19 protein-coding genes and 1 riboswitch are annotated in these 24,253 nt (G+C 68.7%); of the genes, 9 read left to right on the top strand and 10 right to left on the bottom strand.

The features are described from left to right. Positions 1-30 precede the first annotated feature (30 nt). The 3 genes from NRB20_RS05175 to NRB20_RS05165 are packed head-to-tail and all read left to right on the top strand — an operon-like array spanning position 31 to position 3,364. On the top strand, positions 31-1,620 hold the full coding sequence (locus tag NRB20_RS05175; protein ID WP_406603781.1) for an aldehyde dehydrogenase family protein: 1,590 nt from the start codon (positions 31-33) through the stop codon (positions 1,618-1,620). Continuing rightward, on the top strand, positions 1,617-2,456 hold the full coding sequence (locus tag NRB20_RS05170) for an SDR family oxidoreductase (protein WP_153408059.1): 840 nt from the start codon (positions 1,617-1,619) through the stop codon (positions 2,454-2,456). The genes NRB20_RS05175 and NRB20_RS05170 overlap by 4 nt, the downstream gene beginning before the upstream one ends. A gap of 23 nt (positions 2,457-2,479) precedes the next feature. After that, positions 2,480-3,364, top strand: coding sequence for a PfkB family carbohydrate kinase (locus NRB20_RS05165; protein WP_153408058.1), 885 nt, complete (start codon positions 2,480-2,482; stop codon positions 3,362-3,364). A gap of 330 nt (positions 3,365-3,694) precedes the next feature. Here the strand turns inward: NRB20_RS05165 and NRB20_RS05160 are convergent, their stop codons facing one another. Further along, positions 3,695-4,378 (bottom strand): nucleoside/nucleotide kinase family protein, encoded by a 684-nt coding sequence (locus NRB20_RS05160; RefSeq protein ID WP_153408057.1) that lies wholly within the window; start codon positions 4,376-4,378, stop codon positions 3,695-3,697. Between the two features lie 9 nt (positions 4,379-4,387). After that, complete coding sequence (locus NRB20_RS05155) at positions 4,388-6,808, bottom strand: serine/threonine-protein kinase (RefSeq protein WP_153408056.1); 2,421 nt, start codon at positions 6,806-6,808, stop codon at positions 4,388-4,390. A gap of 140 nt (positions 6,809-6,948) precedes the next feature. Between NRB20_RS05155 and NRB20_RS05150 the strand changes: the two genes are divergently transcribed. After that, the gene (locus NRB20_RS05150; protein ID WP_153408055.1) at positions 6,949-8,364 is read left to right on the top strand and encodes an amidase; all 1,416 of its coding nucleotides are present in this window, start codon (positions 6,949-6,951) and stop codon (positions 8,362-8,364) included. 1 nt (position 8,365) lies between these two features. On the opposite strand, the gene NRB20_RS05145 is transcribed toward NRB20_RS05150, so the two are convergent. From NRB20_RS05145 to NRB20_RS05125, 5 genes are all read right to left on the bottom strand, one after another. Continuing rightward, a complete protein-coding gene (locus NRB20_RS05145) occupies positions 8,366-9,262 on the bottom strand; it encodes a LysR family transcriptional regulator (protein WP_153408054.1) in 897 nt (298 codons plus the stop codon). Between the two features lie 950 nt (positions 9,263-10,212). Next, positions 10,213-10,770: a hypoxanthine phosphoribosyltransferase gene (gene hpt, locus NRB20_RS05140; protein WP_319944492.1), complete on the bottom strand. Its 558-nt coding sequence runs from the start codon at positions 10,768-10,770 to the stop codon at positions 10,213-10,215. A gap of 49 nt (positions 10,771-10,819) precedes the next feature. Continuing rightward, complete coding sequence (tilS, locus tag NRB20_RS05135; protein WP_227833265.1) at positions 10,820-11,794, bottom strand: tRNA lysidine(34) synthetase TilS; 975 nt, start codon at positions 11,792-11,794, stop codon at positions 10,820-10,822. Between the two features lie 8 nt (positions 11,795-11,802). Further along, positions 11,803-12,858, bottom strand: coding sequence for a zinc-dependent metalloprotease (locus NRB20_RS05130; protein ID WP_406603788.1), 1,056 nt, complete (start codon positions 12,856-12,858; stop codon positions 11,803-11,805). A 78-nt stretch (positions 12,859-12,936) separates the two neighbouring features. Continuing rightward, positions 12,937-14,424 carry a D-alanyl-D-alanine carboxypeptidase/D-alanyl-D-alanine-endopeptidase gene (locus tag NRB20_RS05125; protein ID WP_319944491.1) on the bottom strand — a complete coding sequence of 496 codons (1,488 nt, stop codon included), beginning with the start codon at positions 14,422-14,424 and terminating at the stop codon, positions 12,937-12,939. A gap of 286 nt (positions 14,425-14,710) precedes the next feature. Between NRB20_RS05125 and ppa the strand changes: the two genes are divergently transcribed. Further along, entirely contained in the window at positions 14,711-15,202 is a 492-nt protein-coding gene (ppa, locus tag NRB20_RS05120; RefSeq protein WP_319944490.1) for an inorganic diphosphatase, read from the top strand. Between the two features lie 2,525 nt (positions 15,203-17,727). Here ppa and NRB20_RS37895 read toward each other — a convergent pair. Then, complete coding sequence (locus NRB20_RS37895; protein ID WP_227833221.1) at positions 17,728-19,362, bottom strand: AfsR/SARP family transcriptional regulator; 1,635 nt, start codon at positions 19,360-19,362, stop codon at positions 17,728-17,730. Between the two features lie 4 nt (positions 19,363-19,366). Further along, complete coding sequence (locus tag NRB20_RS05110; protein ID WP_153408051.1) at positions 19,367-20,188, bottom strand: crotonase/enoyl-CoA hydratase family protein; 822 nt, start codon at positions 20,186-20,188, stop codon at positions 19,367-19,369. Positions 20,189-20,289: 101 nt separating this feature from the next. Here NRB20_RS05110 and NRB20_RS05105 point away from each other — a divergent pair, with 101 nt between their 5' ends. From NRB20_RS05105 to NRB20_RS05095, 3 genes are all read left to right on the top strand, one after another. Further along, positions 20,290-20,694 carry a 2-oxo-4-hydroxy-4-carboxy-5-ureidoimidazoline decarboxylase gene (locus tag NRB20_RS05105; RefSeq protein ID WP_227833220.1) on the top strand — a complete coding sequence of 135 codons (405 nt, stop codon included), beginning with the start codon at positions 20,290-20,292 and terminating at the stop codon, positions 20,692-20,694. A gap of 40 nt (positions 20,695-20,734) precedes the next feature. After that, positions 20,735-21,208 (top strand): YbaK/EbsC family protein, encoded by a 474-nt coding sequence (locus tag NRB20_RS05100; protein WP_153408050.1) that lies wholly within the window; start codon positions 20,735-20,737, stop codon positions 21,206-21,208. A gap of 102 nt (positions 21,209-21,310) precedes the next feature. After that, on the top strand, positions 21,311-21,883 hold the full coding sequence (locus tag NRB20_RS05095) for a flavin reductase family protein (RefSeq protein ID WP_153408049.1): 573 nt from the start codon (positions 21,311-21,313) through the stop codon (positions 21,881-21,883). A 66-nt stretch (positions 21,884-21,949) separates the two neighbouring features. Here NRB20_RS05095 and NRB20_RS05090 read toward each other — a convergent pair whose 3' ends face one another. After that, positions 21,950-22,609 carry a LysE family translocator gene (locus NRB20_RS05090; RefSeq protein ID WP_153408048.1) on the bottom strand — a complete coding sequence of 220 codons (660 nt, stop codon included), beginning with the start codon at positions 22,607-22,609 and terminating at the stop codon, positions 21,950-21,952. Positions 22,610-22,697: 88 nt separating this feature from the next. Further along, positions 22,698-22,811: riboswitch (SAM riboswitch) on the top strand. A 44-nt stretch (positions 22,812-22,855) separates the two neighbouring features. Between NRB20_RS05090 and NRB20_RS05085 the strand changes: the two genes are divergently transcribed. Next, the gene (locus NRB20_RS05085) at positions 22,856-24,169 is read left to right on the top strand and encodes an aminotransferase class V-fold PLP-dependent enzyme (protein ID WP_153408047.1); all 1,314 of its coding nucleotides are present in this window, start codon (positions 22,856-22,858) and stop codon (positions 24,167-24,169) included. Positions 24,170-24,253: the final 84 nt, after the last annotated feature.

Genomic DNA, 24,253 nt, shown 5'->3' with positions numbered 1-24,253 from the left:
GGCGAGGGGGGCGACGGTGGATCGGGCGGTGTGACGGAGGAGGTGGGTCTGGTGGTCGAGAAGGGTTCGGCGGCAGGCGGGTCGGGTGGGGGGATCTCGGTGCGGAATCCGGCTACCGGGGAGGTTGTGGGGGTGGTGGCGGCGCAGTCGGGGCAGGAGGTTGCGGCGGCGGTGCGGGAGTTGCGGTTGTATCAGCCGGAGTGGGAGGCGATGGGGGCCGAGGGGCGGAAGAAGTGGCTGCTCAAATTGCAGGATTGGCTGATCGACAATACCGATCGGCTGGCGGATGTGGTGCAGTCCGAGACGAGTAAGCCTCGGGTGGACGCGCTGATCGATCCCAGTTTCGCGGTGGATCTGCTCGGCTACTACGCGCGGCGGGCGGGGAAGTTCCTGGCCGACGAGCACCCCTCGCCGCACAGCCCGCTGGGTCGGATCAAGCGGCTGACCACGGCGTATCGGCCGTATCCGGTGGTCGGGATCATCACGCCGTGGAATTTCCCGCTGGCCATGCCCGCACTGGATGTGATTCCGGCGCTGGCGGCGGGTGCGGCGGTGCTGCTCAAACCGTCGGAGGTGACGCCGCTGTCGGCGGTCGAGCTGGCGCGCGGCTGGGCCGAGATCGGTGCGCCGCCGGTGTTCACGGTCGTCACCGGCGGCGGGGAAACCGGTGCGGCCGTGGTGGATTCGGTCGACTACGTACAGTTCACCGGTTCCACCGCGACGGGTAAGCGGATCGCCGCGGCCTGCGCCGAACGACTCGTGCCCTACAGCCTGGAACTGGGCGGCAAGGATCCGGCGATCGTGCTCGCCGACGCCGATATCGACCGTGCCGCATACGGAGTCGCGTTCGGCGGGCTGTTCAACTCCGGTCAGGTGTGCATCTCGGTGGAGCGCGTCTACGTCGAGGCGCCGGTCTACGACGAATTCGTCGACAAACTCACCGCCCACGTGCGCGAACTGCGGCAGGGCGCGGACGGCCGCGAACCGGAGCACGAACTCGGCGCGATGGCGAACCACACACAGAAGGACATCGTGGCCCGGCACGTGCAGGACGCGATTGCCAAGGGCGCCAAGGTATTGACCGGCGGCAAGGCCACCGGCGTCGGCACCTTCTTCGAACCGACCGTACTGGTCGACGTCGATCACGACATGGCGTGCATGACCGAGGAGACCTTCGGCCCGACCCTGCCGGTGATGAAGGTCGCCGACGAGGCCGAAGCCGTTGCGCTGGCGAATGATTCGATCTACGGCCTGTCCGCATCGGTGTGGACCGGCGACAAGGCGCGCGGGGAACGCATTGCGCGGCAATTGAATGCGGGCGCGGTCAATATCAACGACGTCTTCGCCAACCTGTTCAACTTCGCCCTGCCGATGGGCGGCTGGCAGCAGTCCGGCGTCGGCGCGCGCTGGGGTGGCGCCGAAGGTCTGCGCAAATACTGTCGCAAACAAGCGATTACAGCGCCGATCCTGCCGACCCAGCAGAAGGAACCGTTCTGGTTCCCTTACAGCACAGGCAAACTCGTCTTCGCACTGTCCGCCATGCGCGCGGCGGGCGCCCGCGGCATCCGGCGGCTGGGTGTGCGCGATGTGATCAATACCGTTGGAGGTAAGGGCAATTGACCAAGGTGAGCAACATCAGCGGAAAGGTCGTGGTGATCACCGGCGGGGCGCGCGGGATCGGCCTGTCCACCGCGAAGGCGTTGCAACGGCTGGGCGCGAAGATCGCCATCGGTGATATCGACGAGACGGCGGTCAAGGAGTCCGGCACCGCGGCGGATTTCGAGCACTACGGCCCGCTGGACGTCACCGATCAGCGGTCCTTCGATGCTTTCCTGGACGAGGTGGAACGGCAGGTCGGCCCGATCGACGTGCTGATCAACAATGCCGGAATCATGCCCACCGGCCGGGTGATCGACGAACCGGACGCGCTGACCCGCCGGATCCTGGACATCAACCTGTACGGGGTCATCCTGGGTTCCAAACTGGCCCTGGCACGCATGCTGCCGCGACACCGCGGGCACCTGATCAATATCGCCTCGCTGGCCGGTGAGACGCACGTTCCGGGACTGGCCACCTACAACGCCAGCAAGCACGCGGTGCTCGGCTTCACCGACACGTTGCGCGAGGAGTATCGCGGCAGCGGGGTGGCGATCTCCTCGGTGCTGCCGACGCTGACCAACACCGATCTCGGTTCGGGTGTGCACGCGCCGAAAATGCTGCGCGCGGCCGAGCCGGAGGAGGTCGCGGCAGCCATCGTGCAGATGATCGCCACGCGCCGCTCGAAGGTCCGGGTCACCAAGGTGGCCGGGGTGATCTCGCAGATCGTCGGGCTGCTGCCGCAGGCGCTCGGCGACGCGATCGGCCGCCCGCTGGGTTCGCAACGCGCGTTCCTGGGCGATGTCGACGCCGCCGCGCGCAAGAAGTACGAGGACCGGGTGCGCGGCACCGAGGAGTGAGCGGCCACCGCTAGGGTCGTGCCATGGCAACAGCGGTGTTCGTCGGGTTGGCCACGCTCGACATCGCGTATTCGGTGCGGCGGTATCCGAGCGAGGACTCCAAGACCCGGGCCCAAGACCAGTTCCTGGGTTCGGGGGGACCCGCCGCCAATGCGGCGGTCGCCTACGCGGCGTTGTCCGGACGGACGCCCGCATTGGTTACCGCGCTCGGCGAACATCAACTGGCACAACTGATCCGGCACGATCTGGACGAATTCGGCGTCGCCCCGATCGATGCGACACCCGGCGCGCGACATCGCCCACCGGTGTCCTCGATCGTGGTGGCGACCGAAACCGGTACGCGCACAGTCGTTTCCCTCGACGGCTCGCAGATCTCGGCCCCCTTCGATCCGGCACACGCGGGCCCGCTGAACGATGCGTCGGTGGTGCTGCTCGATGGCCACTACCCGGAACTCGCCTTCGGCTTCGCCACCGCCGCCCGCAAACGCGGCATCCCCGTCGTCCTCGATGCCGGACGCTGGCGCGACACCCACGCCGGACTGCTCCCCCTGGTCGACATCGCCGTCTGCTCAGCGGATTTCGCGCCCCCGAACCTGGTCGGCGACCTCTTCGACCACCTGCACGCACACGGCGTCCGCTACGCCGCGGTGACCCACGGCGGCGACCCCATCGCCTATTCGATGCCCGGCGAACGCGGCACGATCGACATCCCACCGGCCACCGCGGTCGACACCCTCGGTGCCGGAGACATCCTGCACGGCGCGTTCTGCCACTATCACGTTGCGGGACAACCCTTTCCGCAAGCCCTGCGCAGCGCCGCCGCCATCGCCACACTCTCCTGCGCCCACCTCGGCACCCGCGCCTGGATCAGCACCCTCCCCGATACGAGCAGACCAGCGACGGGATGACCGGCCTGCGCGGACGATAGAGGCGGGACGAAGCAGCCCGAACCGCCCCCGAACACGGTCCCCTCAATCGCACATGCGAGCGACCGGTAGACCTCGGCCGCCGGTCCCCACCCATGGCTACGGTCACGAAATCGACCGAATGCAACCGGATTGCCCGTGGCGGAGTTGCGCGAGCATTCATCCAGACAGCAGACGGTAACCCCAGCCGACTCAGAGCCCCCGGTCACGGGAGTCGGTCAGGCAGCACGCGGTAACCCAGCCAGCCCGGAGCCCCCGGTCACGCGAGTCGATCAGGCAGCACACGGTAACCCAGCCAGCTCAGAGCCCCGGTCACGCCAGTCGGTAGCCCATACCATGGGCACGCAACACCAGGTCCGCGCGGTCGCGGGTGGCGGCGACGAGTTCGGCGTTCACCAGATCGCTTCGGGCGACCTTGGTTTCGGCGAATCCGACGCTCTTGCCTCCGCGAATATGGCGTTCCAGCAACCGTTTTCGGAGCGTTTCGACCGGGACGTCCAGATACCAGACCTCGTCGAGACAGTGTCGTACCGCCGACCAGCGCGCCGTCCCGACATCCCCGAGCAGCAGATAATTCCCCTCGGTGATCACGATCCGCTGCCGATCGATCACCACCCCGCCCGGTACCGGATCATGTCGCACCCGGTCGTACAACGGCCACGAAACAGCCTCTCCCACAGGTACTTCCCGTAACTTCCGCAACCCGGCGAGATACCCGGCCACATCGAACGTGTCCGGCTCCCCCTTGCGCGCGGTAGCCCCTGCGAGACGCAACTCGGCATTGCTCAGATGAAACCCGTCCATCGGCGCGACCTCGGCCACCACACCCCCGGCCGACCGGTTCACCGCCGCCCGCAGCGCACCGGCGAACGTCGACTTCCCGGCACCCGGCGGGCCCGCGATCCCGAGTAGGAACCGCCCCGCACTCCCCTGCGCGTGCTCCCGGACCCGCCCCGCCAACTCCTGCAGCGACACCTCGGCATCCTCGCGGCCCATACGCCGACCCTACCGACCGCCCCGCTGCCCCGACACCACCGAACGACGCTGTGTCACAGCCGGATCCACCACCCGCTGCAACGCCTGCAAATCCGCTTCCAACGCGCGGAACAGCATGTAGGCGACGAGGAACGCGATGATCGCGCCGACACAGAGCAACCGGACCGTCGGGATCACCAATTGGATGTCCTCGGAGGACAGGAACGTCAGCCCCGCGACGGCCAGCAGCGGAACCGAGGCGGCGACAGCCAGGAAGGTGGTGCAGCGGCTGCCGAGACGACGCAGGTGAGCGGCGTCCCCGGTGGCAATATCGCCGTGCCGCAGGAACATCGGGTAGATGCACCGGATCGTGTAGAAGTTGACCAGGAAATACGGGTACGCCACCGCCATCGCACCGCAGATGAGCAGCGAGGCCAGGAAGTGCACCACCATCTGCCCGGTCACCTCGCCGGTCGCCACCTGCAAGGTGATCGGGAAGGTGACCGCGGCCAGCCCCCACAGCGAAAAGCTCACCAGCACAGTGCGATCGCCCAACAGCAACGCCGCGGATCTGGCCTCGGCCAGCACCTTCGGATCCACCTCACGCCCCTGGCGCAGGCGCCGCGGCACGGTCAGCAGCCGCCGCGACAGATACACCACCACCACGATCCCGACCGGGAAGAACACCCCGTTGATGATCGCGGTCAATCCCATGAAGTAGCTCTGCGCCGATTCGCTGAGCCGATCGACGATCAGCATCCGGTTGTGCTGGATGTTGAACATCGACGCGACCACATTCGGCATGCCGATGGCCAGCACCACCACCGGCACCAGCCAGGCCCGCACCCGCAGCCGCCAGCTCGACGGCGGCGGATCGACCAGATCCCGGCCGCGCTTGTCCAGGCACAGCTCGAACTGCTGGGCCAGGCCCGCGCCATCGGACCAGCGCCGCTCGCGATCGGGTTCCAGACAGGTCAGCAGCACCCGGCGCAGCGCCGCGGGGCAGTCCGGCGGAATCCGGTCGATGGCGGGGCCGTCCACGCCGGAGCGGCGACGTTCCAGCATCGCCGACAACGTCGTCGCATCGCCCTCCTCGCCGGTGCTCGAATCATCGAAAGGCTTTGTCCCGGTGAGCAATTCCCACAGCACCACGCCCAGCGACCAGATATCCGAGCGGGTGTCCAGATCCGCGGCGGTGCGGTCGCATTCGGGATGACAGGCCTCGAGCTGTTCGGGCGACATGTACGCCAGCGACCCGCCGAAGTAGGCGACCGGGCTGTCCCCGGCGAGGGTGCGGCTGAAGCTGATGTTGAAGTCCGCCAGTTTGGGCACCGCCTCGGCGGTCAGCAGCACATTGGCCGGTTTCACATCCCGATGCAGCACCCCCTGCGCGTCGGCGTAGGACAGCGCCTCCGCGAGCCGACGGCCCAGCCACGCAACGGTTTCCGGCCACGACAGCCCCGCGATCTCGGCGCGCACGCTGGAGTCCGCGGGCCGGATCTCGCCCTTCTCCTCCATCGCCGCGTCCACCGCGTCCAGCAGCAGCTGTCCGGTGCGCTGGTCGGGAGGAGTGGCGCGGACCCAGCGCAGCACGCTCAGCAGCGTCCCGCCGGGCAGGAACTGCATGTAGAGCAGCCGCAGCCGACGCGAGGCCGGATCGCCGATGCCGGGATCCTCCAGCAGACGCTGGTCGAACACCCGCACGATGTAGTCGTGGTCGAGCTGGGCGAGCGTCTGCGGTTCGGTGCCGCGATCGGCGGAGATCTTGACCGCCACCAGCCGTTGCAGGGTGCGCTGCCGGGCCAGGAACACGCGCGCGAACGCCCCGCTGCCGAGACCGGTCAGCAGGTCGAAATCGTCTACGCGCTGGCCGATCTCGAAACGATCCAGGACGTCGTCGGAGAGGGCGAGCGGCGCCACGGTGATGCCGGCGGTGGTGCGGGTGGCGTCGTCGTCATCCACGAAACCGGTCGCCGTCAGGTCCGGCCCCGCGCGCCGGGTGCTCAGATCCTCGTCGTCGGCATTGAGCAACTCGCGCAATTCGGCGGCCTGATCGGGAAATTCGCGCAGACACTCCCGCGGATCCACCCGGTCACCGCTGTGCCGCCGGATGACGAACTCCTCGTACACCAGCCCCGCCGGTACGAATTGCGGTGCGAGCTCGGGGAATTCGGCGCAGTAGTCCCGTAGCCGCTTCGGTGCGGCAGCGCCCGGCTCGGGTTCGCCGTCCTGCCGTCCCAGCGGATTGCGCAACCAGCGATGCCGCAGATCGACGCGGATCAACTCGACCAGCGCGCCCAGGCGCAGGGTCTGCGCGTCGGGCAGGTAGTCCGCGATCCGCGGCGGCCGCCGGTCGGACTCCCAGGCCTGCGCGAATTCGGCCGCGGCGGCGAATTCCATCCCGGTCGCGACCTGTCCGAACCGGTCGCCGGGGTCGGAACTGTTACTCATCTGCACACCTAACATCCGGACCCGACCCCAGATTCCGCCACACCCCACATCATCATCCTCCCGCCGCCGCCGAAATGATAATTTGCGCATCAGCACCGAATCAGCCCATATCGACCACGACGCGACGGGGGCTCGACAACATGCACAGTGAGGGCTCCGCGGTAGCGGACGCGACCCCGGCCATCTCGGTGTCACCCGCCGCACGGGCGGTGCCGGCGGATCCCCCGGAGACGGCCGTCGACGTCGCGGCGGCGGTGCGGGACGGGGCCGCCGAACCGGAGCAGATCGTCGCGGCGGCGCTCGAGCGTATTCGCGGTGGAGATCCGAAGATCAATGCTTTCACTGTGGTTCGCGCGGAGCGGGCCGTCGCGGAGGCGCGCACGGTGGCCGAACATCCCGAGTTGGACGCGCTGCCGCTGGCGGGGGTGCCGATCGCGATCAAGAACGACATCGACGTCGCGGGGGAACTCACCCGGGGCGGTTCGCTGGCCGGCGGGGAAAGCCCGGCCGCGACGGACCATCCGGTGGTGCGGCGGCTGCGCGCGGCGGGCGCGGTGGTCGTCGGACTCACCGAACTGTGCGAATTCGGCCTGTTCGGCACGACCGACTCCCCGGCCCGAATCACCCGCTCCCCCTGGGACATTCGGTACAGCGCGGGCGGCTCCTCCGGTGGCGCCGCGGCGGCGGTCGCGGCGGGGCTGGTTCCGGTGGCGCACGGGAACGACGGGCTGGGTTCGATCCGCATACCCGCCGCGTGCTGCGGGGTGCTCGGGGTGAAGCCCGGCCGGGGTGTGGCGCCCGCCGAGGTGGGGCTGGATTCCTGGGGCGGGATGACCGAGAACGGTGTGTTCGCGACGACCGTGGCCGATGCCGCGCTGATGTTGTCGGTGCTGGCCGACCGGCCCGCGCTGGCCGATCTGGAACCGCCCGCCGGGCTGCGGATCGCGCTGGCCACGGGTTCGCCCTCGCGGCTGCTCCGGGTCGACGAGCAGTGGGTGCGGGCGGCCTCGGACGCCGCGCTGAGTGCCGGGGCGGCCGGGCACACCGTGCAGGAGGTGCGGCTGCCCTATTCCGGTGCGGCGCTCGCGATCGCGCTGCGCTGGGTCGGCAATGCCGCGCGGGAGACGGCCGCGATACCGCATCCGGAGCGGCTACAGCGCCGCACCCGCACGCACGCGAAGCTGGGCCGCGCGGTGTTGCGCGCCGGACTGATCCGTCCCGGTCAGGTCGATCGCATCGAATCGCGGCTGCTGGACTTCTTCGATCAGCACGATGTGGTGATCACCCCGACGCTGGCCTGCCCGCCGCCGCGCGCACACGCCTGGCATCGGCGCGGCTGGTTGCGCAATACGCTTGCGAGCGTTCGGTTCTCGCCGTTCACCCCGCTGTGGAATCTGGTCGGCTGGCCCGCGCTGAGCATCCCGATGGGACTGCACCCGCGCACCGGGACGCCCGTGGCCGCGCAACTCGCGGGCCCACCCGGCAGCGAATCGACGCTGCTGCGCCTGGCCGCTCAGCTGGAAGCCGAACGCCCGTGGCAGCGGATCGCGCCCTGACTCAGTCCGCGACGGTGGCAGGTGTGGGGACGGGCGTACCGAAGCCGCCTTCCAGGACGCGGTTGGCGAAGTCGAGGATGGTGGCGCGGTCGTCGTCGGCGCGCCAGGCCACGGCCAGCTCGCACGGGGGCAGGCCGGTGACCGGACGGGCGGTCAGGCCGGGCCAGCGGTACATCGGGACGTTGCTCTCGGCCAGCAGGCAGACGCCCAGGCCCAGGCTGACCGCCTCGAGTCGCTCCTCCGCCGTGGCAGCCTCACCACCGACCTTGGGCTGGCGACCGCCGCGCGCGTCGTTGCCGAGCCAGAAGTCGCGGGCGGCTCCGGCCTCGGGCGGCATCGCGACGAACGGTTCCTCGGCCAGATCGGCGAAGTCGATCGAATCCTGGTCGGCCAGGCGGTGATTCTCCGGTAGCAGCACCCAGCGCGGTTCGGTGCGCAGGCCGCGCCAGCGGTAGCGGCCGATATCGGGGACGGGCAGCCACATCAGCGCCAGGTCGGCCTGCCGCCCGGCCAGCCCGCTGGAGGGATCGGTCCAGGACGCGGAGTGCAGCGCGAGCCGATGCCCGCTGGCGCTCTCCAGATCGGCGACCAGACCGCGCCCGATCGAACTCTCCACGCCGATCCGCAGCACCTCCCCGGCCTCCTGCAGGGCGACGTTGGTGACCTCCCACAGGTCCAGGATCTTGCGCGCCCCCTCGAGCAGTTCCTTACCCGCGACGGTGAGCGCCACGCTGCGCTGATTGCGATCGAACAGCACCACATCGAGCTGCCGTTCGAGCTGCCGGATCTGCCGCGACAGCGTCGGTTGTGCGATGCGCAGCCGCTGAGCGGCATTGGTGAAGTGCAGTTCCTCAGCGACGGCGACGAAATACCGCAGGTCGCGCAAATGCGGGTCCATAGCACCTTGCTATCAGAATCGGGGTTGAAAATCCAGCCGTATCGAGCCCTCGAGTCCGATTATGAGGACCGAAACAGCCAATAGGTTTGTTAAGGACAGCATATGGCGTGACGGAAGCAAATGCGCACCCACCTCCGCGAACCTCCGGACAACCCACCTCGCCCTCGAATCGCCCGCCGAGCGAAACCTACCGAACAGCAACGACTCTCGATTTCCCCACCAAAATTACCCTCCCCCGAACAGTCCCGCACCCCACCCGAATCTCCCAGCAACCCGCCCGGAAAACAGTCCGACAGGTACCGTTATCAAACGGTGATTTTAGTCACATTTCCCCAGGCCCAAGCCGTCCGGGCCGGCCTCAGAGACCCCCGCCGCACCCCCGAAACGTCACGCGACCCTGTCGGATGAAGCAACAACCCAGACTCACACCCCCACACAACCTTTCACGTATCGACACCGACCCGCCCGAATTCCGACGCCCCCGATCCGCCCACCTCGTCCCCCGATCGAACAACACACCCCGGCCCACACCGCAGGATTCACCCCATCGACAGCACATCCCCACCAACGCGCGCCCTCATGCACGAATCAGCCAGCCGCACAACATAACCGGAACACAAGACGCGCACCCCGCGCAGCGAACCGACACGTAGGAAAAACCTCAAACCGACACCGTCACGGCGCGAACCGATACAACAGGCCCTCGCCCGAACAACCACGGCGACAACACAACCAGCATGAGCCGCGCCCACACGAAGCCGACTTCCGCGCGAGAAGTCCGCGGTCGAATCACCCCGAATCGCCACCAGCGCAACAGAACCAACAGCCGAGCCGTGCACTGCCGAGGTAATCCACACGGAACGAATCGTCGAGCGAGGAGTCGCGGCCCGATCGCCGTTCGGTCTCCGAAACGTATGCGCGAAGACCGGACGGCGGCCGGAACCACGAGATCACACCGGTGTGTAGACCTTCGGGGCCAGGGTGCCGATGTAGGGCAGGTCGCGGTAGCGCTCGGCGTAGTCGAGGCCGTAGCCGACGACGAATTCGTTGGGGATGTCGAAGCCGACGTTGGCGACCTCGACGTGGGTGCGCAGGGCGTCGGGTTTGCGGAGCAGGGTGACGACCTCGAGGGAGGCCGGGTTGCGGGTGGACAGGTTGCGTTTGAGCCAGGACAGGGTCAGGCCCGAATCGATGATGTCCTCGACGATCAGGACGTTGCGGCCCGCGATGTCCTTGTCCAGGTCCTTGAGGATGCGCACCACTCCCGAGGAGTTGGTGGACGATCCGTAGGAGGACACGGCCATGAATTCCATCTGCGTGGGAATCTGCAGGGCCTGTGCCAGGTCGGTCATGAAGAAGATCGCACCCTTGAGCACCCCTACCAGCAGGAGATCGCCCTCCGGGGCGTCCGCGGGGTACCTCTTGGCGATCAGTTCGGCGAGTTCGTCGACCTTCGCCTTGATCTGCTCCTCGGTGATCAATACCGACGCGATGTCGTCCCCATACACGTGCGCGGGTCTCCTTCGGTGATGATCCGGATGACCCCGGTCACCCGGATCAATATGGTGTGAAAGCCATCGTCAGCTTCCCATGTTCGCGTCTGGCAACCAACCTCGTCCCCGGCTTCGCGCCGCCGACCGCGACCCCGCCCTGACCGCGCCAGTCCGTGACCAGCGCATCGACCGCGCGTAAATGCTTCTCCGTCAACGCTTTTGCCCCGCCGGACAGCAGCCAGGCGCGGATGACACGTCGTCGAATCGCGGCCGGGGCAGTGGCGATTATCTCGACGGAGAGTGCGCCGCCATCACTCGCGACGTTCAGCAACTCTTCGGCAATCGCGTCCAGGGCGGCCCCGTCCTCCCGCAACTGGGCCGCGGTCCGGGCCAGCGCGGGCGCGGCCGCACCGCCGAGCACGTCCTCCAGCAGCGGTAACACCTCGGTCCGCAGCCGGACCCGGGTGAAGGCGGGTGAGCTGTTGTGCGGGTCGTCGTACGGCCGCAGACCCAGGTCCGCGCACAGCTGCCGGGTCTGGGCGCGACGCACCTCCAGCAGCGGGCGACCCCACGGCTCGGCGAATTCGGCCATGCCCTGGATGGAACGTCCCCCGGAACCGCGCGCGAGCCCGAGCAACACCGTCTCGGCCTGATCGTCGAGAGTGTGTCCGAGCAGCACCGGCAATCCGGCACGCGCGTCGTCCAACGCCTCGTACCGCGCGCGCCGCGCCGCCGCCTCCAGCCCGCCCTCCCCCCGCACCCGCACCGTCAGCACCCGCGCCGACCGCACCCCCACCCCGAGCGCCGCCCGCGCCGCCTCGGCCGCCACCGCTGCCGAACCGTCCTGCAAACCATGATCCACGATCAGCGCGTCCACCACCGCGCCCTCGGCGACCGTCGCCGCGGTCAACGCCAGCGAATCCGCGCCGCCGGACAACCCGACCGCGACCACGTCGGCCGAAGCGTACCGGGACAACCATCCGCGCACCGCCCGCCGCAGCGCCAAGGCCGCCGGAGTCTCCGGAAAACCTTGCGGCAGTGCGGTATTCAGTCCAGCACCCGATCGATCCAGCGCTGCGGGACCGCGATCTCGTCGGTGCGCGGCAACGTCTCGCCATCGGTCCACACGGTGTTGAACCGCGTCATGCCGACCTTGCCGACCACCTCGTCCACGAACGCCTTACCGCGCACGTACTGCGCGACCTTCGCGTCCACGCCGAGCAGCGCGCGCATCAGCCGCTGCACCGGATTCGCCGGACGACGCCGCCGCTGATCGAAGGCCCGGCGGATCTGCTCCACCGTCGGCACCACCGCGGGCCCGACCGCGTCCATCACATGATCCGCGTGCCCCTCGAGCAACGTGCCCAGCATCAGCAGCCGATCCAGCGCCTCGCGCTGCGGCGGAGCCTGGGTGGCGCGCAGCAGGCCCAACACACCCCGATCGGCCGGATCGTCGGAATCCCTCGCGACCGTCCCGCGACGCCGCGCCCGCACCTCGTCCAGCAGCCGCGAGAGCATCTCGTTGACCGACTCGTCGCCGACGTCGCCGAGCACCTCGACGTTGTGCTTCATATAGTCCGCGAGCCACGGCGCGGAGGAGAACTGCACCCGATGCGTGACCTCGTGCAGGCACACCCACAGCCGGAAATCGCGCGGCGCCACGCCCAGCGCCCGCTCGACCATCACAATGTTCGGCGCGACCAGCAGCAGGGTGCCATCCGCGCCGCTGAACGGGTCGTACTGCCCGAGAATCGCGGTGGACAGGAACGCCAGCATCGCGCCCGCCTGCATGCCGGCCGGTTTACCGCTGAATTTGCCCGACTCGCCCTCGCCGGTGAGCGAGGCCATCGACTCCGCCGCCGCGTGAATCCAGCCGGGGCGGTCCACGATTCGGGCCGCGGGCACCGCGCGGTCGTCGAGCATTCCGGTCACCTCGCGGACCGGGCCCTCGGCGCGCGCGGAGGATTCGGCGAGTTCCGCGACGACCTGTTCGGCCGAATACCGCGAGGTCCGCGGCCCGGCCGGGACGACGGCCGCACCCGCGCGCGCGGCCAGCCGCCAGTCGACCGCACCGGCCAGCGCCGAATGCCGGGACCTGGTCACCCTGCCCGCGGGCCCGGCCGCATCGGGGGCCTGTTCGACGACGCCGTCACCTGGTCCGGTCATAGTTCACTCCGCCCGTCAGGAGCAACCGCAGTTGCGCAACGTGGCAACGACGGCATCGAGCGCGGGCCGACTCGCCTCCGGCGGCCGGTCGTTCGACATCAGTGCGAATGTCAGCACGCGGCCGTCGTTGTCCAGGACATACCCTGCCAACGCACTCGACACCGACAGAGTTCCGGTCTTGGCCCGCACCCAGCCCGCGGCCACGTGATCCCGGGGCGTGGTGAAGCGGTAGGCCAGCGAACCGGTACCCGCGCCGACCGGCAGATAGTCCAGCAGCGGGGCCAGCGGCTCCGCGCTCGCACCGGCGGAACTCGCGACCGCGGCGCTCTGCGTACTCGTCTGCGTCTGGGTGGCGCTGGTCTGCGCGGTGCCCGGGGCTCCGGCCGCTTCGGTGAGGATCTTGTTCAGCAGCCGGGCCGGGACGCGATCGTCGGTGGACAGGCCACTGTTGTCGTGCAGCACCACGCCGGTGGTGTCGAATCCGGCCGCGTTCAACGTCGTCAGCGTCGCCTGGGCCGCACCCGCGAAGGACGGTTGCGCACCGGCGGCCACGGCGATCTCGCGGCCGATGGTCTCGGCCAGCACGTCGTCGGAGTGCAGCATCATCTGCGTCAGCCGATCGTGCAGCGGGGCCGACTGCACCTTCGCGACCGCCGCCGCGCCGACCGGGGCCTTACCCGCGCGCACCGCGGCCGGATCCATGCCCAGCGACAGCGCGAGGCGGCGGCCGGTGTCCAGTGCGGGCGTCGCGGAGCGCGGGGAGTATTCGACCAGCGGATTCAACCGGCCGCCGTCGAGCATGACCGATTCGATCGGGGCCCAGGAACCGCCCGCGATATCGGCCGGATCCCAGCCCGGGGCCTGCGTCGGACCGGAGTACGCGGAGTTGTCCACCACCACGCTGCTGAAGGTGCGGCCGGTGGCGCGGATCTGCGCGACCAGATCCGCGAGTTTCGGGCCGTCGGCGTAGTACCCCTTGCCGTCGGCCTGCGCGGTCAGCGTCGGATCGCCGCCGCCGACCAGGACCAGGGTGTTCGAACCGGGCGCGGCCACGACCTCGGTGCTCACCCGGTGATCGGACGGCAGCACCAGCAGCGCGGCGGCCGCGGTGAGGATCTTGGCGGTCGAGGCCGGGATGATCGGCTTGTCGGAATCCTTGCTCCACAACACATCTCCGGTCACCGCATCGGTCACCGACCCGCTGAACGACCCCAGATCCGGACTCGCCGCGACCCCCGCCAGCGCACTGCTCAACCCCTGTTTCGACGGCGCCGGCGCGGTCGCCGACGCGGCGGCCAGCTGCGGGGACGGCGCCTGCGGGGCGGGCGCGGCCTCGATCTTCAGACCGCCGTGCCGGAACTCCTCGGTCCAGGGCCGCACGGTGAGCACCACCGCCGCGGCCACCGCGACCACCACCACGACCGCCGCACTCACCCAGATCCAGATGTTGCGACGCCGCCGCGCGGCCAGCGAACCGATGTTCTTGCTACTTCGACCTGCCACCTGACCGTAATCTCCCTAATAGCATGTGCGACATCGCCGTATCGCGTGGATCGCGCGGATTTCACGTCCCTGCCGCACCGGTCCCACAACATCATCTCGCATGCCCGTGAGCCCTACGTGGTTACGCTTCGCTGCCGCCTCCGGGCCTGACACGGGCATGCCGCGCAGTCCACACTATCCTCACCTCGCCGGCCTTCTGCCGAACGAGCTGGCGAGTCACCAGGCCCCCGTGGCCGCGATGCGAGTCGCGACATGTCGAATACGAGCAGCAGACGAAGGAGATGACGTGGAGTTCGACGTCACCATCGAGATCCCCAAGGGTCAGCGCAACAAGTACGAGGTCGACCACGAGACCGGCCGGGTGCGGCTGGACCGCTACCTGTACACCCCGATGGTGTACCCGGCCGACTACGGCTACGTCGAGAACAGCCTGGGCTCGGACGGCGATCCGCTGGACTGCCTGGTGCTGCTGCCCGAATCGGTGTTCCCGGGCGTGATCGTCGAGGCCCGCCCGGTCGGCGTGCTGCTGATGAGCGACGAGGCCGGCGGCGACGAGAAGGTCGTCGCGGTGCCCGCCGGGGACAAGCGCTGGGATCACATCCAGGACGTCTCGGACATCCCGGAGTTCGACCGCAAGGCCATCGAGCACTTCTTCGAGCACTACAAGGACCTCGAGCCCGGCAAGTGGGTCAAGGTCGACGGCTGGGGCGATCGAGCCAAGGCCGAGACGCTGACCGAGGAGGCGTTCGCGCGGCTGAAGGAGCAGGGCGGGCACTGAGCCCGGTCGCGGGCGGCTCGCGCACCGTGCGGGGCAGGCCACCGCAACCGTGCGGGGCAGGCCACCGCGACCGTGCGGGACAGGCCACCGCAGCCGTGCGGGACAGGCCACCGCAGCCGTGCAGGGCAGGCCACCGCAGCCGTGCGGGACAGGCCACCGCAGCCGTGCAGGGCAGGCCACCGCGACCGTGCGGAGCAGATCATCGCGACCGTGCGGAGCAGGTCGACGTTGTGCCGACGCAGCGAATGCCCGGCGTGAGTTGTCTACTCGCGCCGGGCATTCGGCATTTCCTGACGTGTCGCGCTCGTCACCGCCGACCCCCCGTGCGACGATGTCGGTCGCGGGTCACGGCCACAACGGAATTCATGGGCTCTCGACCGAATTCCGTTGCCTGGAACGCTAACCGGTGGTTCCCCTCGGGCGCATCTCGTGGCGCACAGGATCCACACAGGTCAGCGCATCGATGAGAAGAAAATGATCGAAAAATGATGTGACATCGATCGTTTTGGCTATTGCAGGGCGGCCGTAGAGCTACCGCAGCCTGGTTGTCGGGTCGGTCCGGCGCGGCCACCAAGTCCGGCGGCACGACCTTCGTGATCATGAAATTAGCGGGCCGCGGTCACAGCGCAGGCGCGCGAAGGTCACAAGATCGACGCGCGACGACCCGAGTTCGGTGCGGCCGCAGGATCGACGCTCGCGGTCGCCGAGTTGGCCTGCGATGGAACGCAGTTGGCGCGCTCCGCGGCCGGGCGGCCAGGTGGCCGGGATGCGTTGCGGCGGTACGAGATTCAGATTCGGCGGCCTTCGAACCCGGCCAGTACCTCGCCCACGCGTTCCTGCGTGGTGGGCAGGGTGTCATCGAAGCGAGGGAGCACGGTCCACAGCCGGGCGCGGGTTACCGTGCGGCGACTACGGTTCCGGCCAGGCGTGCCCGCAGGATGGCGAGGACGGGGGCCTCGAGTTCGGCGTCGACGCGTTCGTGGACCAGGTGGGTGTCCTCGAGTTCGGAGACGATCTCGGCTGTGGCGCGCAACACACGTTGTTCGGCGCCGGTTCGGCCCAGTGCGCCCAGAATTCCCGCGTGCAGCAGCATGATTCGCGCACGGTGGAGCGGTCCGGCCGCGCGGGTGACGGTGTCCACCGCTTCGGCCGCGATCGACTCGGCCGGTTCCAGCGCACCGGCCAGCAGACAGACCTGGGCGTGCCGGGCCAGCGCGAAACCTACTCGCAATTGCGATCCGCTGCTTCTCGCCGATTCGACTGCCCGCGTGCACAATTCGATGCCGCGTTCGAATTCGCCGAGGAAGGCCAGCGACGCGCCCCATTCGTGCAGGGCCATCCCGGCGAGCGCGAAATTGCCGATCTGCTCGGCCAATTCCCAACCTGCCCTTGCCTGTTCGGCGGATTCGGGATAACGCCCGGCATCGGACAACGTCTTGGCCGCGTGCACCAGTGCGGCGCATTCGATGGCCGGATCCCCGACCCTGCGCGCGATCCGCACGGCACGGGCGATATGCGCCAGGGAGGCCGCCGATTCGTGCCCCTGCCGGGTCGATCCGGCGAGCAGTTGAGCGGCGAACGCGGTCAGCCGAGCGTCCCCGGGATCGTCACTACCCAGCGACAACGCGATCCGCTGATGATCCCGGCCGATCCGCATCCGCGCCAGCGAATAGGTGAGCACCGACCCCAACGCCACCCGCACCCGACATTCCAACCCGCGATCCCCGGCCAGCAGCGCGGCGTCGAGCAGCTCCTCGAGCGCACGGGACAGCTCCTGCGCATTCGGCCCGCCATCGATCAATTCCGCCATGGCCCAAGCCAAGTCGGCACACAGCGTCAGCTCTACCGAGACCGCCGCCTCCCTGGCCGCCACGGAGTCCACCGCACCCGCCGACACCACAGATTCCACCGCGACGGTTGATGACGCCACAGACTCCACCGCCACAGCCGATGACACCGCAGGTTCCACCGCAACATTCGATGACGCCACAGACTCCACCACGACAGTCGATGACGCCACAGACTCCACCGCCACAGCCGACGACGCCACAGACTCCACTGCGACGGTTGATGACACCACAGGTTCCACCGCAACAGTCGATTCCGGCACAGGCGACGGACCGGATGCGATCGGCCCCACGGAGACAGGCGATTTCGCCGAATCTGCCGCGAGGCCGCCCGGGGGCACACTGCGGCGTGCGACCTGACCGAAGAGGCGGACGAGGTTGGGGCGTTCGGCGTTGAGCCAGGCCTGGGCGTCGATGCCGTTGCCGAACGAAAGTCCTTGTGCGCGGGTGTGACTGAGATGTTCGGGGAGTCTGGTTCCCGGGTTGCAGACGGCGACAACATTTTTCATGGTCGCGAGGTAGAACTCGAGCAGTCTGCGGAGGGCGGCGGGTTCGTCGGCGGGGTCCACGAGTTCCCGGGCGAACAGCCGCAGCAGGTCGTGGTAGGTGTACCGGCCGGGGGCGGGTGAGTCGAGCAGACTCAGGTCCACCAGTGTCTCGCACAGTAATTCGGCCTCGTCACGGCTCATGTCGAGCACCGCGGCCGCGCCGGGCAGGGACAGGTCCGCGACCTCGGGGACCGAGAGCATCCGCACGGCCTCGGCTTGCGACGGTTCGAGCTGGTCGTAGTCGACCCGGAAGACCGCGCCGACGGCCAGATCGCCCGTGCGCAACACCGCCCAGCCGCTGCTGTTCGTCGGCGAGCCGCTCGGCGATCGAGGCGATACTCCAGCGCGGCCGGGTGGCCAGGCGCGCGCCGATGATCCGCACCGCCAGCGGCAGCCGACCGCACGCGCGCACCACCGCGTCGGCCGAATCCGGTTCCGCGACAACGCGTTCGGCCCCGACGACGCCGCCCAGCAGCGCCAGCGCCTCGGATTCGCTCATCTCGTCGAGCCGCACCGTCGCCGCGCCGGCCAGTTCCGGCAGGGCCGCGCGGCTGGTGATCAGCACCGCCGAACCCGCGGTGCCCGGAATCAGCGGCATCACCTGTTCGGCGTCGCGGGCGTTGTCCAGCAGCACCAGCACCCGTTGCCCGTCCAGCAGCGAACGGAACTGTGCCGCACGCTGATCCGGCGTCGCGGCGATCCTGCCCTCCGGCACGCCCAGCGCGCGCAGGAAATCACCCAGGACGTCACCGGGCTGCGCCGCGCCGTGCAGATCGGTGTGCAACTGGCCGTCCGGGAAGTACTCCCGCACCCGATGCGCGACGTGCACCGCGAGCGTGCTCTTGCCGACCCCGCCCATCCCCGCGATCGCGCACACCGCCACCGCGCCGGTCGTATCGGTGAGCCGCTCGGTCAGCCGCCGCACCTGCTCCTCACGACCGGTGAAATCGGCGATATCGGCCGGTAGCTGCGCGACCCGCGACACCGGGTCGGCCACCGCGACCGGCGAACGCACCGGCGCCAGATCCGCGCGCAGGATCCGCGCGTGCAGATCGGTCAGCAGCGGCCCGGGTTCGATCCCGAGCGAATCGATCAGCGTGCGGCGGGTGTCGGCGAACACCTCGAGGGCCTCGGCCTGCCTGCCCGCGTGATACAGCGCGGTCATCAGCAGTTCCCGAATCTTCTCTCGCAGTGGATGTTCCGCCGACAACGGATGCAACTCGCCGATCGCCGCCGCGAACCGCCCCGACCACAGATCGGTCTCCAACCGCCGTTCCAGCAGGCTCAGCCGACGTTCGGACAACTGCGTCCGCAACCTTTCGGCGAACGGACCGGGAATGCCGGCCAGCGGCGGCCCCACCCACAGTGCGAGCGCGGCCTCCAGCCGCTCCCGGGCCTGCTCGGCGTCGACGGCGCGGTCGGCCTCGGCGGCGTACCGATCGGCCAGTTCGGTATCGAGCTTGCCGGGCGGCAGCCGCAGGGCGTAACCGCCGTCGAACCCGACCAGCACCGTCGGCGGACCCCCGGCGGCACGGTCGGGTTCGAGCGCCTTGCGCAGGTGCAGCACGTGATTGCGCAGCGCGCCCACGGCACTCGCGGTGGCCTGCTCACCCCAGACGTCGGCGATCAGATCCGACACCGTCGCCGACCGCCCGCACCGCAGCAGCAGCGCGGCCAGCACGGCCCGGCGCTGCTTGGGGCCCAGGTCCAGCGGGTGATCGCCGCGCCACGCGCGAACCTCACCCAGGACGGCGAAGGTGAGCATCGAACTATCGGCCCTTGAACTCCGGCGGACGCTTCTCGAACACCGACTGCATGGCCTCGGTGAGATCCTCCGAGGGCAGGAAGGCCGCATTCCACGCCGACACATACCGCAACCCGTCGGCAACCCGGCCGGCACGCGGCTGATCGAGCACATCCTTGACGCCCTGCACCACCAGCGGCGGATTGGCGGCGATCTCCCGGGCCAGGGTCCGCGCGGCCGCGAGTACCGCATCCTGATCCGGATAGACATCGTTGATCAGACCGATCTTCTCCGCGCGGGCGGCATCGATATCCTTACCGGTCAGCGCCAGCTCCCGCAGATGCCCCTCGCCGATGATGCCGGGCAGCCGCTGCAACGAGCCCACATCCGCGACGATGGCGACCTTCGCCTCACGCAGACTGAACTTCGCCTCGGCACTGGCCAACCGGATGTCGACCGCGGCGATCAGATCCAGGCCGCCGCCGATGCACCAACCGCTGACCGCCGCGATGACGGGTTTGCGGCAGTCCGCGACCGCGGTGACCGAGGCTTGCAGGCGACGAACGTCGTTCAGGAAATCGGTGCGGGGCGCGGCCAGCGCGCGATCGGCCAGCAGCGGTCCGAACGTCGGGGCCATCGCGGGCAGGTCCAGCCCGTAGGAGAAATGTTTCCCCGCGCCGGTCAGCACCACCGCGCGCACCTCGGGGTCGGAGTCGAGTTCGCCGAAGATCTGCGGCAGCTCACGCCAGAAGTCCGGGCCCATGGCATTACCCTTGCCGGGGCCGGTCAGCGTAACCGTCGCGATGTCGTCCGCGCGCTCGACTGTGAAAGCCTTCCAATCGGTCATCCGCCCAGCGTAGCGGCCCTGTGGAAGGACCCGGACGGGTGTGTAAAACCTGCGCTAAATATGCTGGGGCGCAGCATCTCCCCAGCTCTCCCGGGTGAATTATGGAGCAGATCACAACCGAAAACCGCCTCCGGCTTCGCTCCGGCGAACCCGGCGGCCTGCTGATCGAACAGGTGAGGCCCCGCACAGTGATGCACACCGGCATCGGTTTGGACCGATTCAACGAATACTCGCGCGCACGCGCCGTGCACGCGCTCTTCGAATGTTGCCCGAATGTCACCTGGGCGGAAAAACTCGCGGAGCTACGCCCGTATCCGGATCACGCGGCCCTGCTCGCCGCGGCCGAAACCGAATTGTCCGCGCTGTCCGCGGCGGATCTGGAGCGGGCCTTCGAACCGCTTGCGCGCGAGCCACTCTGCGCACGCACCCCCGCCGAGCTGTGCCGGATCACCCGGGAGCGGATCGACCGGATGCTCGGTCCCGCAGCGGGATTCCCCGAATACTGAACGCCCGGCGGAGAGCCGGGTTCGGCTCTACTCTGGTGCCATGTCCAGGTCGTTGCCCACCGTCGCGTCCCGGGTATCGGACACGCTCATCGCCCGTGGCCATCACGGCGTCATCGTCACCCAAACCCAACCCACCAGCACCGCCGCCGAGGCCGCGCAGGCGCTCGGCGTAGAGGTCGGCGCGATCACCAAATCGCTGCTGTTCCTGCTCGACGACGAACCGGTGCTGCTGCTGGTTTCCGGTGCGCATCAGGTCGACCTCGAGCGCACCGGGGAGCGTCTACAGGGCACGCTCACCCCGGCGCCCGCGCGCATGGTGCGCAAATTCACAGGTCAGCCGATCGGCGGGGTCGCACCCGTCGGGCATCCGGCGAATCTGTCCACCTATGTGGACAACGCGTTGTCCCGGCATCGCGAATTGTGGGCGGCAGGAGGGCATCCGAACACGGTGTTCCGCACGTCGTTCAGTGAGTTGGTGCGGATCACCGCCGGGTTGGCGATCGACGTCGACTGAGCGTTGAGTGGGACGTAGCGCCCACTCGGCGGGCTTCTGGACGTAGGTTGGGATTGTGTACGAGCTAGTGAGGGTCACCCGTCCCGACAGCGAGGCGGCGTGATGAGCAACTCCCGGCAGTCCGAGATCTCCGTGGCACCGGCCGATTCGTCCGCGTCGAAGCACCATCCGGACGAGTCCGGCGGGATCACCGCGGCGCAGTTCCGCGGGGCGATGCGGCATTATCCGGCCGGAGTGACGATTGTCACACTCGCGAACGACGGGCGGCCTGTGGGGTTCACCGCGACCTCGTTCGCCTCGCTCTCCGCCGAACCGCCGCTGATCTCCTTCAATATCGCGGAGACGTCGTCGAGTATCGAGGCCATGTTGGCGGCCGAATCGGTGGTCGTGCATTTCCTCGGCGACCACCAACTTCATCTGGCCCAACGCTTTTCCCGCACCGCCGACGAGCGGTTCGCCGACAGTTCGCTGTGGACGACGTTGGATACCGGTGAGCCGGTGCTGCACGACACCCCCATCTGGGTTCGGGCCACTGTGCATCAGCTCATTCCGATCGGTGATCACACGTTGGTCATCGGTTTGGTCACCCGGGTTCAGGACACCACCGACGACAATCCGATCGCCGCGCCGCTGCTGTATTACAACGGTTCGTATCATCGCCCGCGTGGGCTGTAGTGAGTTTTGCGTCGAAAGTTGTTGTGAGGCATCATTTTTCGGCGCAAAACTCGCACGCGGCACCCCTCACGCGGCCGAAGCGATCGTGCCGATGCCCAGCGCGCCCAGCACTCCGGCGCTGATCTGTTCCAGTCGATCCCGTACCCGAGGGCGGGTCACGAGCCGCACGGCACTTGCGGCTGCGACCGCGAGCAGCACCATTTCCGTTGCGGCAACACATGATTCGATCACGCCCAGGGTCAATGTGGCACCGAACGTGACACGGGTCAGGAACTGCGGCAACACCGCGAGGTAGAACAGGCCGACCTTCGGATTCGACAGGCAGGACAGCACCCCGGCGACGGCCGCGGACCGCGTCGATGCCGCACGGCCCGATAACGCCCCGCCCGATAGCGTTTCGCCGGACTCGGGCCGCCGCTGCGCCTCGGCATCCGCTCGGGCCCGGCGATGGTCACGCAGAGTGCGAATTCCCAAGTACACCAAGTAGATTCCGCCGACGACCTTCAGCACACGATAGGCGGTCGCCGACTGCTCCAGCAGCGCGGCGACCCCGGCCGCGACCACCACCGCCCACGCGATCCCACCCAGCGCGCACCCCACGGCGGCCGCGACAGCGGGGCGTCGTCCGGCGATCGCGTAGCGCAACACCAGAAGCGTATCGGGGCCCGGGGTGAGGGCCAGCAGCACGCACAGTCCGAGGAAACCGAGCAGTAGCGAAACACTCATCGGACCAAGCAAACGCAGTTCAGCGCCGAGCGCAAGGGAAAATCGACGGGGTTGACAAGGTTCGGGGGTGTCTGTCAATCTCGATTCAGGTCATGAGTGCCAGCGTCAAGCCCCGGCTAGCTGGTCGGCAACCCTCCTCCGCGGCGGGGTGCTCCGGGTGACGACCGGGCCGTCGCCCGACCGGGTGCGGCAAGCGCGGGCTCCCGTTCACCTTTTCCGGGGTCCCCTGTCCCGAAGAGGGTTGTGATGACTGCCGTACTCGATCAGACCTGTGCTCCGATCGCCCGTGTGTCCGGATGCGATCTGCGAGTTCCGTTGGTGCAAGGGGGAACTCGCGGATATGCCAATTTCGACTATGCGGCCAGCGCACCGGCGTTGACGCAGGTGTGCGACCGGGTGAACGAGCTGCTGCCGTACTACGCCAGTGTGCATCGCGGCGCGGGATACGCCTCGCGGATCTCGACGGACTGCTACGAGAATGCCCGGAACTCGGTGTCGCGCTTCCTGAACTGCGCCGACGATCAGGTGGTCGTATTCACCCGCAACACAACCGATTCGCTGAATCTGCTGGCTTCGTGCGTGCCCGGCGACACCGTCGTACTCGATATCGAACATCACGCCAACTTCCTGCCCTGGACCCGGCACGGCCGCCGGGTGGTGCGCGCCGCCGACACGGTGGACGAGACCATCCACCGCGTCGTCGCCGAACTGTGCGCCAAACCCGCTGCGCTGCTGGCAGTTACGGGTGCTTCCAATGTGACCGGTGAGGTGCTGCCGCTGCGGCGGCTGGCCGAGGTGGCGCATCAGTGCGGTGCGCGGATTCTGGTCGATGCCGCGCAGCTGGCCCCGCATCGGCGAATCGACCTGTGCGACATCGGAATCGATTATCTCGCCCTGTCCGGCCACAAGCTCTACGCACCGTTCGGGTCGGGCGTGCTGGTCGGCCGCCGCGACTGGCTGGACGCCGCCGAACCGTATCTGGCCGGTGGCGGCGCGGTCCGCCGGGTCACCACCACCGAGGCCGAATGGGCTTGCGCGCCACAACGTCACGAGGCCGGATCCCCCAACGTGCTGGGCGCGGCCGCCCTCGCCGCCGCCTGCGACGCGCTCGGCTCGATCGATGCCGAGGCCGCCGCGGCACACGAACGCGCCCTCACCGAACGCCTGCGTGACGGCCTGAAATCCCTTGCGGGAGTGAACTTCCTGCGTATCTGGCCGGACAGCGCCGACAGTGTCGGCATCCTCGCCTTCACAGTGGACGGATTCGCCCCGGGTCAGGTCGCGGCCTATCTGTCCGCCGAGTACGGCATCGGCGTCCGCGACGGCCGCTTCTGCGCCCATCCCCTGCTGGCCCGCCTCGGCGTCGACGGCGCGATCCGCGCGAGCATCGGCCTGGGCACCAGCGCCGCGGATGTCGACCGCCTGATCGAAGCCCTCGCCGCACTCGTCACGACAGGCCCGACCTGGGACTACACCTGCACCGACGGCCAGTGGAACCCGTCCCCCGAAACCCGCCCCGGGCTGTCGGGCGCATCCGGTGCCGCACCCTGCGCTTTCTGATCCGTCGGAGTACCGAACAACGCTGATCCCTCAAAGCACCGAACAACGCTGGCCCCTCGGAGCACCGAACAACGCTGATCCCTC

This window comes from Nocardia macrotermitis (genome assembly GCF_009604405.1).
Classification (GTDB): Bacteria; Actinomycetota; Actinomycetes; order Mycobacteriales; family Mycobacteriaceae; genus Nocardia; species Nocardia macrotermitis.
Note: the sequence above shows the minus strand (reverse complement) of the source record. Positions and strands in the feature narration are given on the sequence as shown.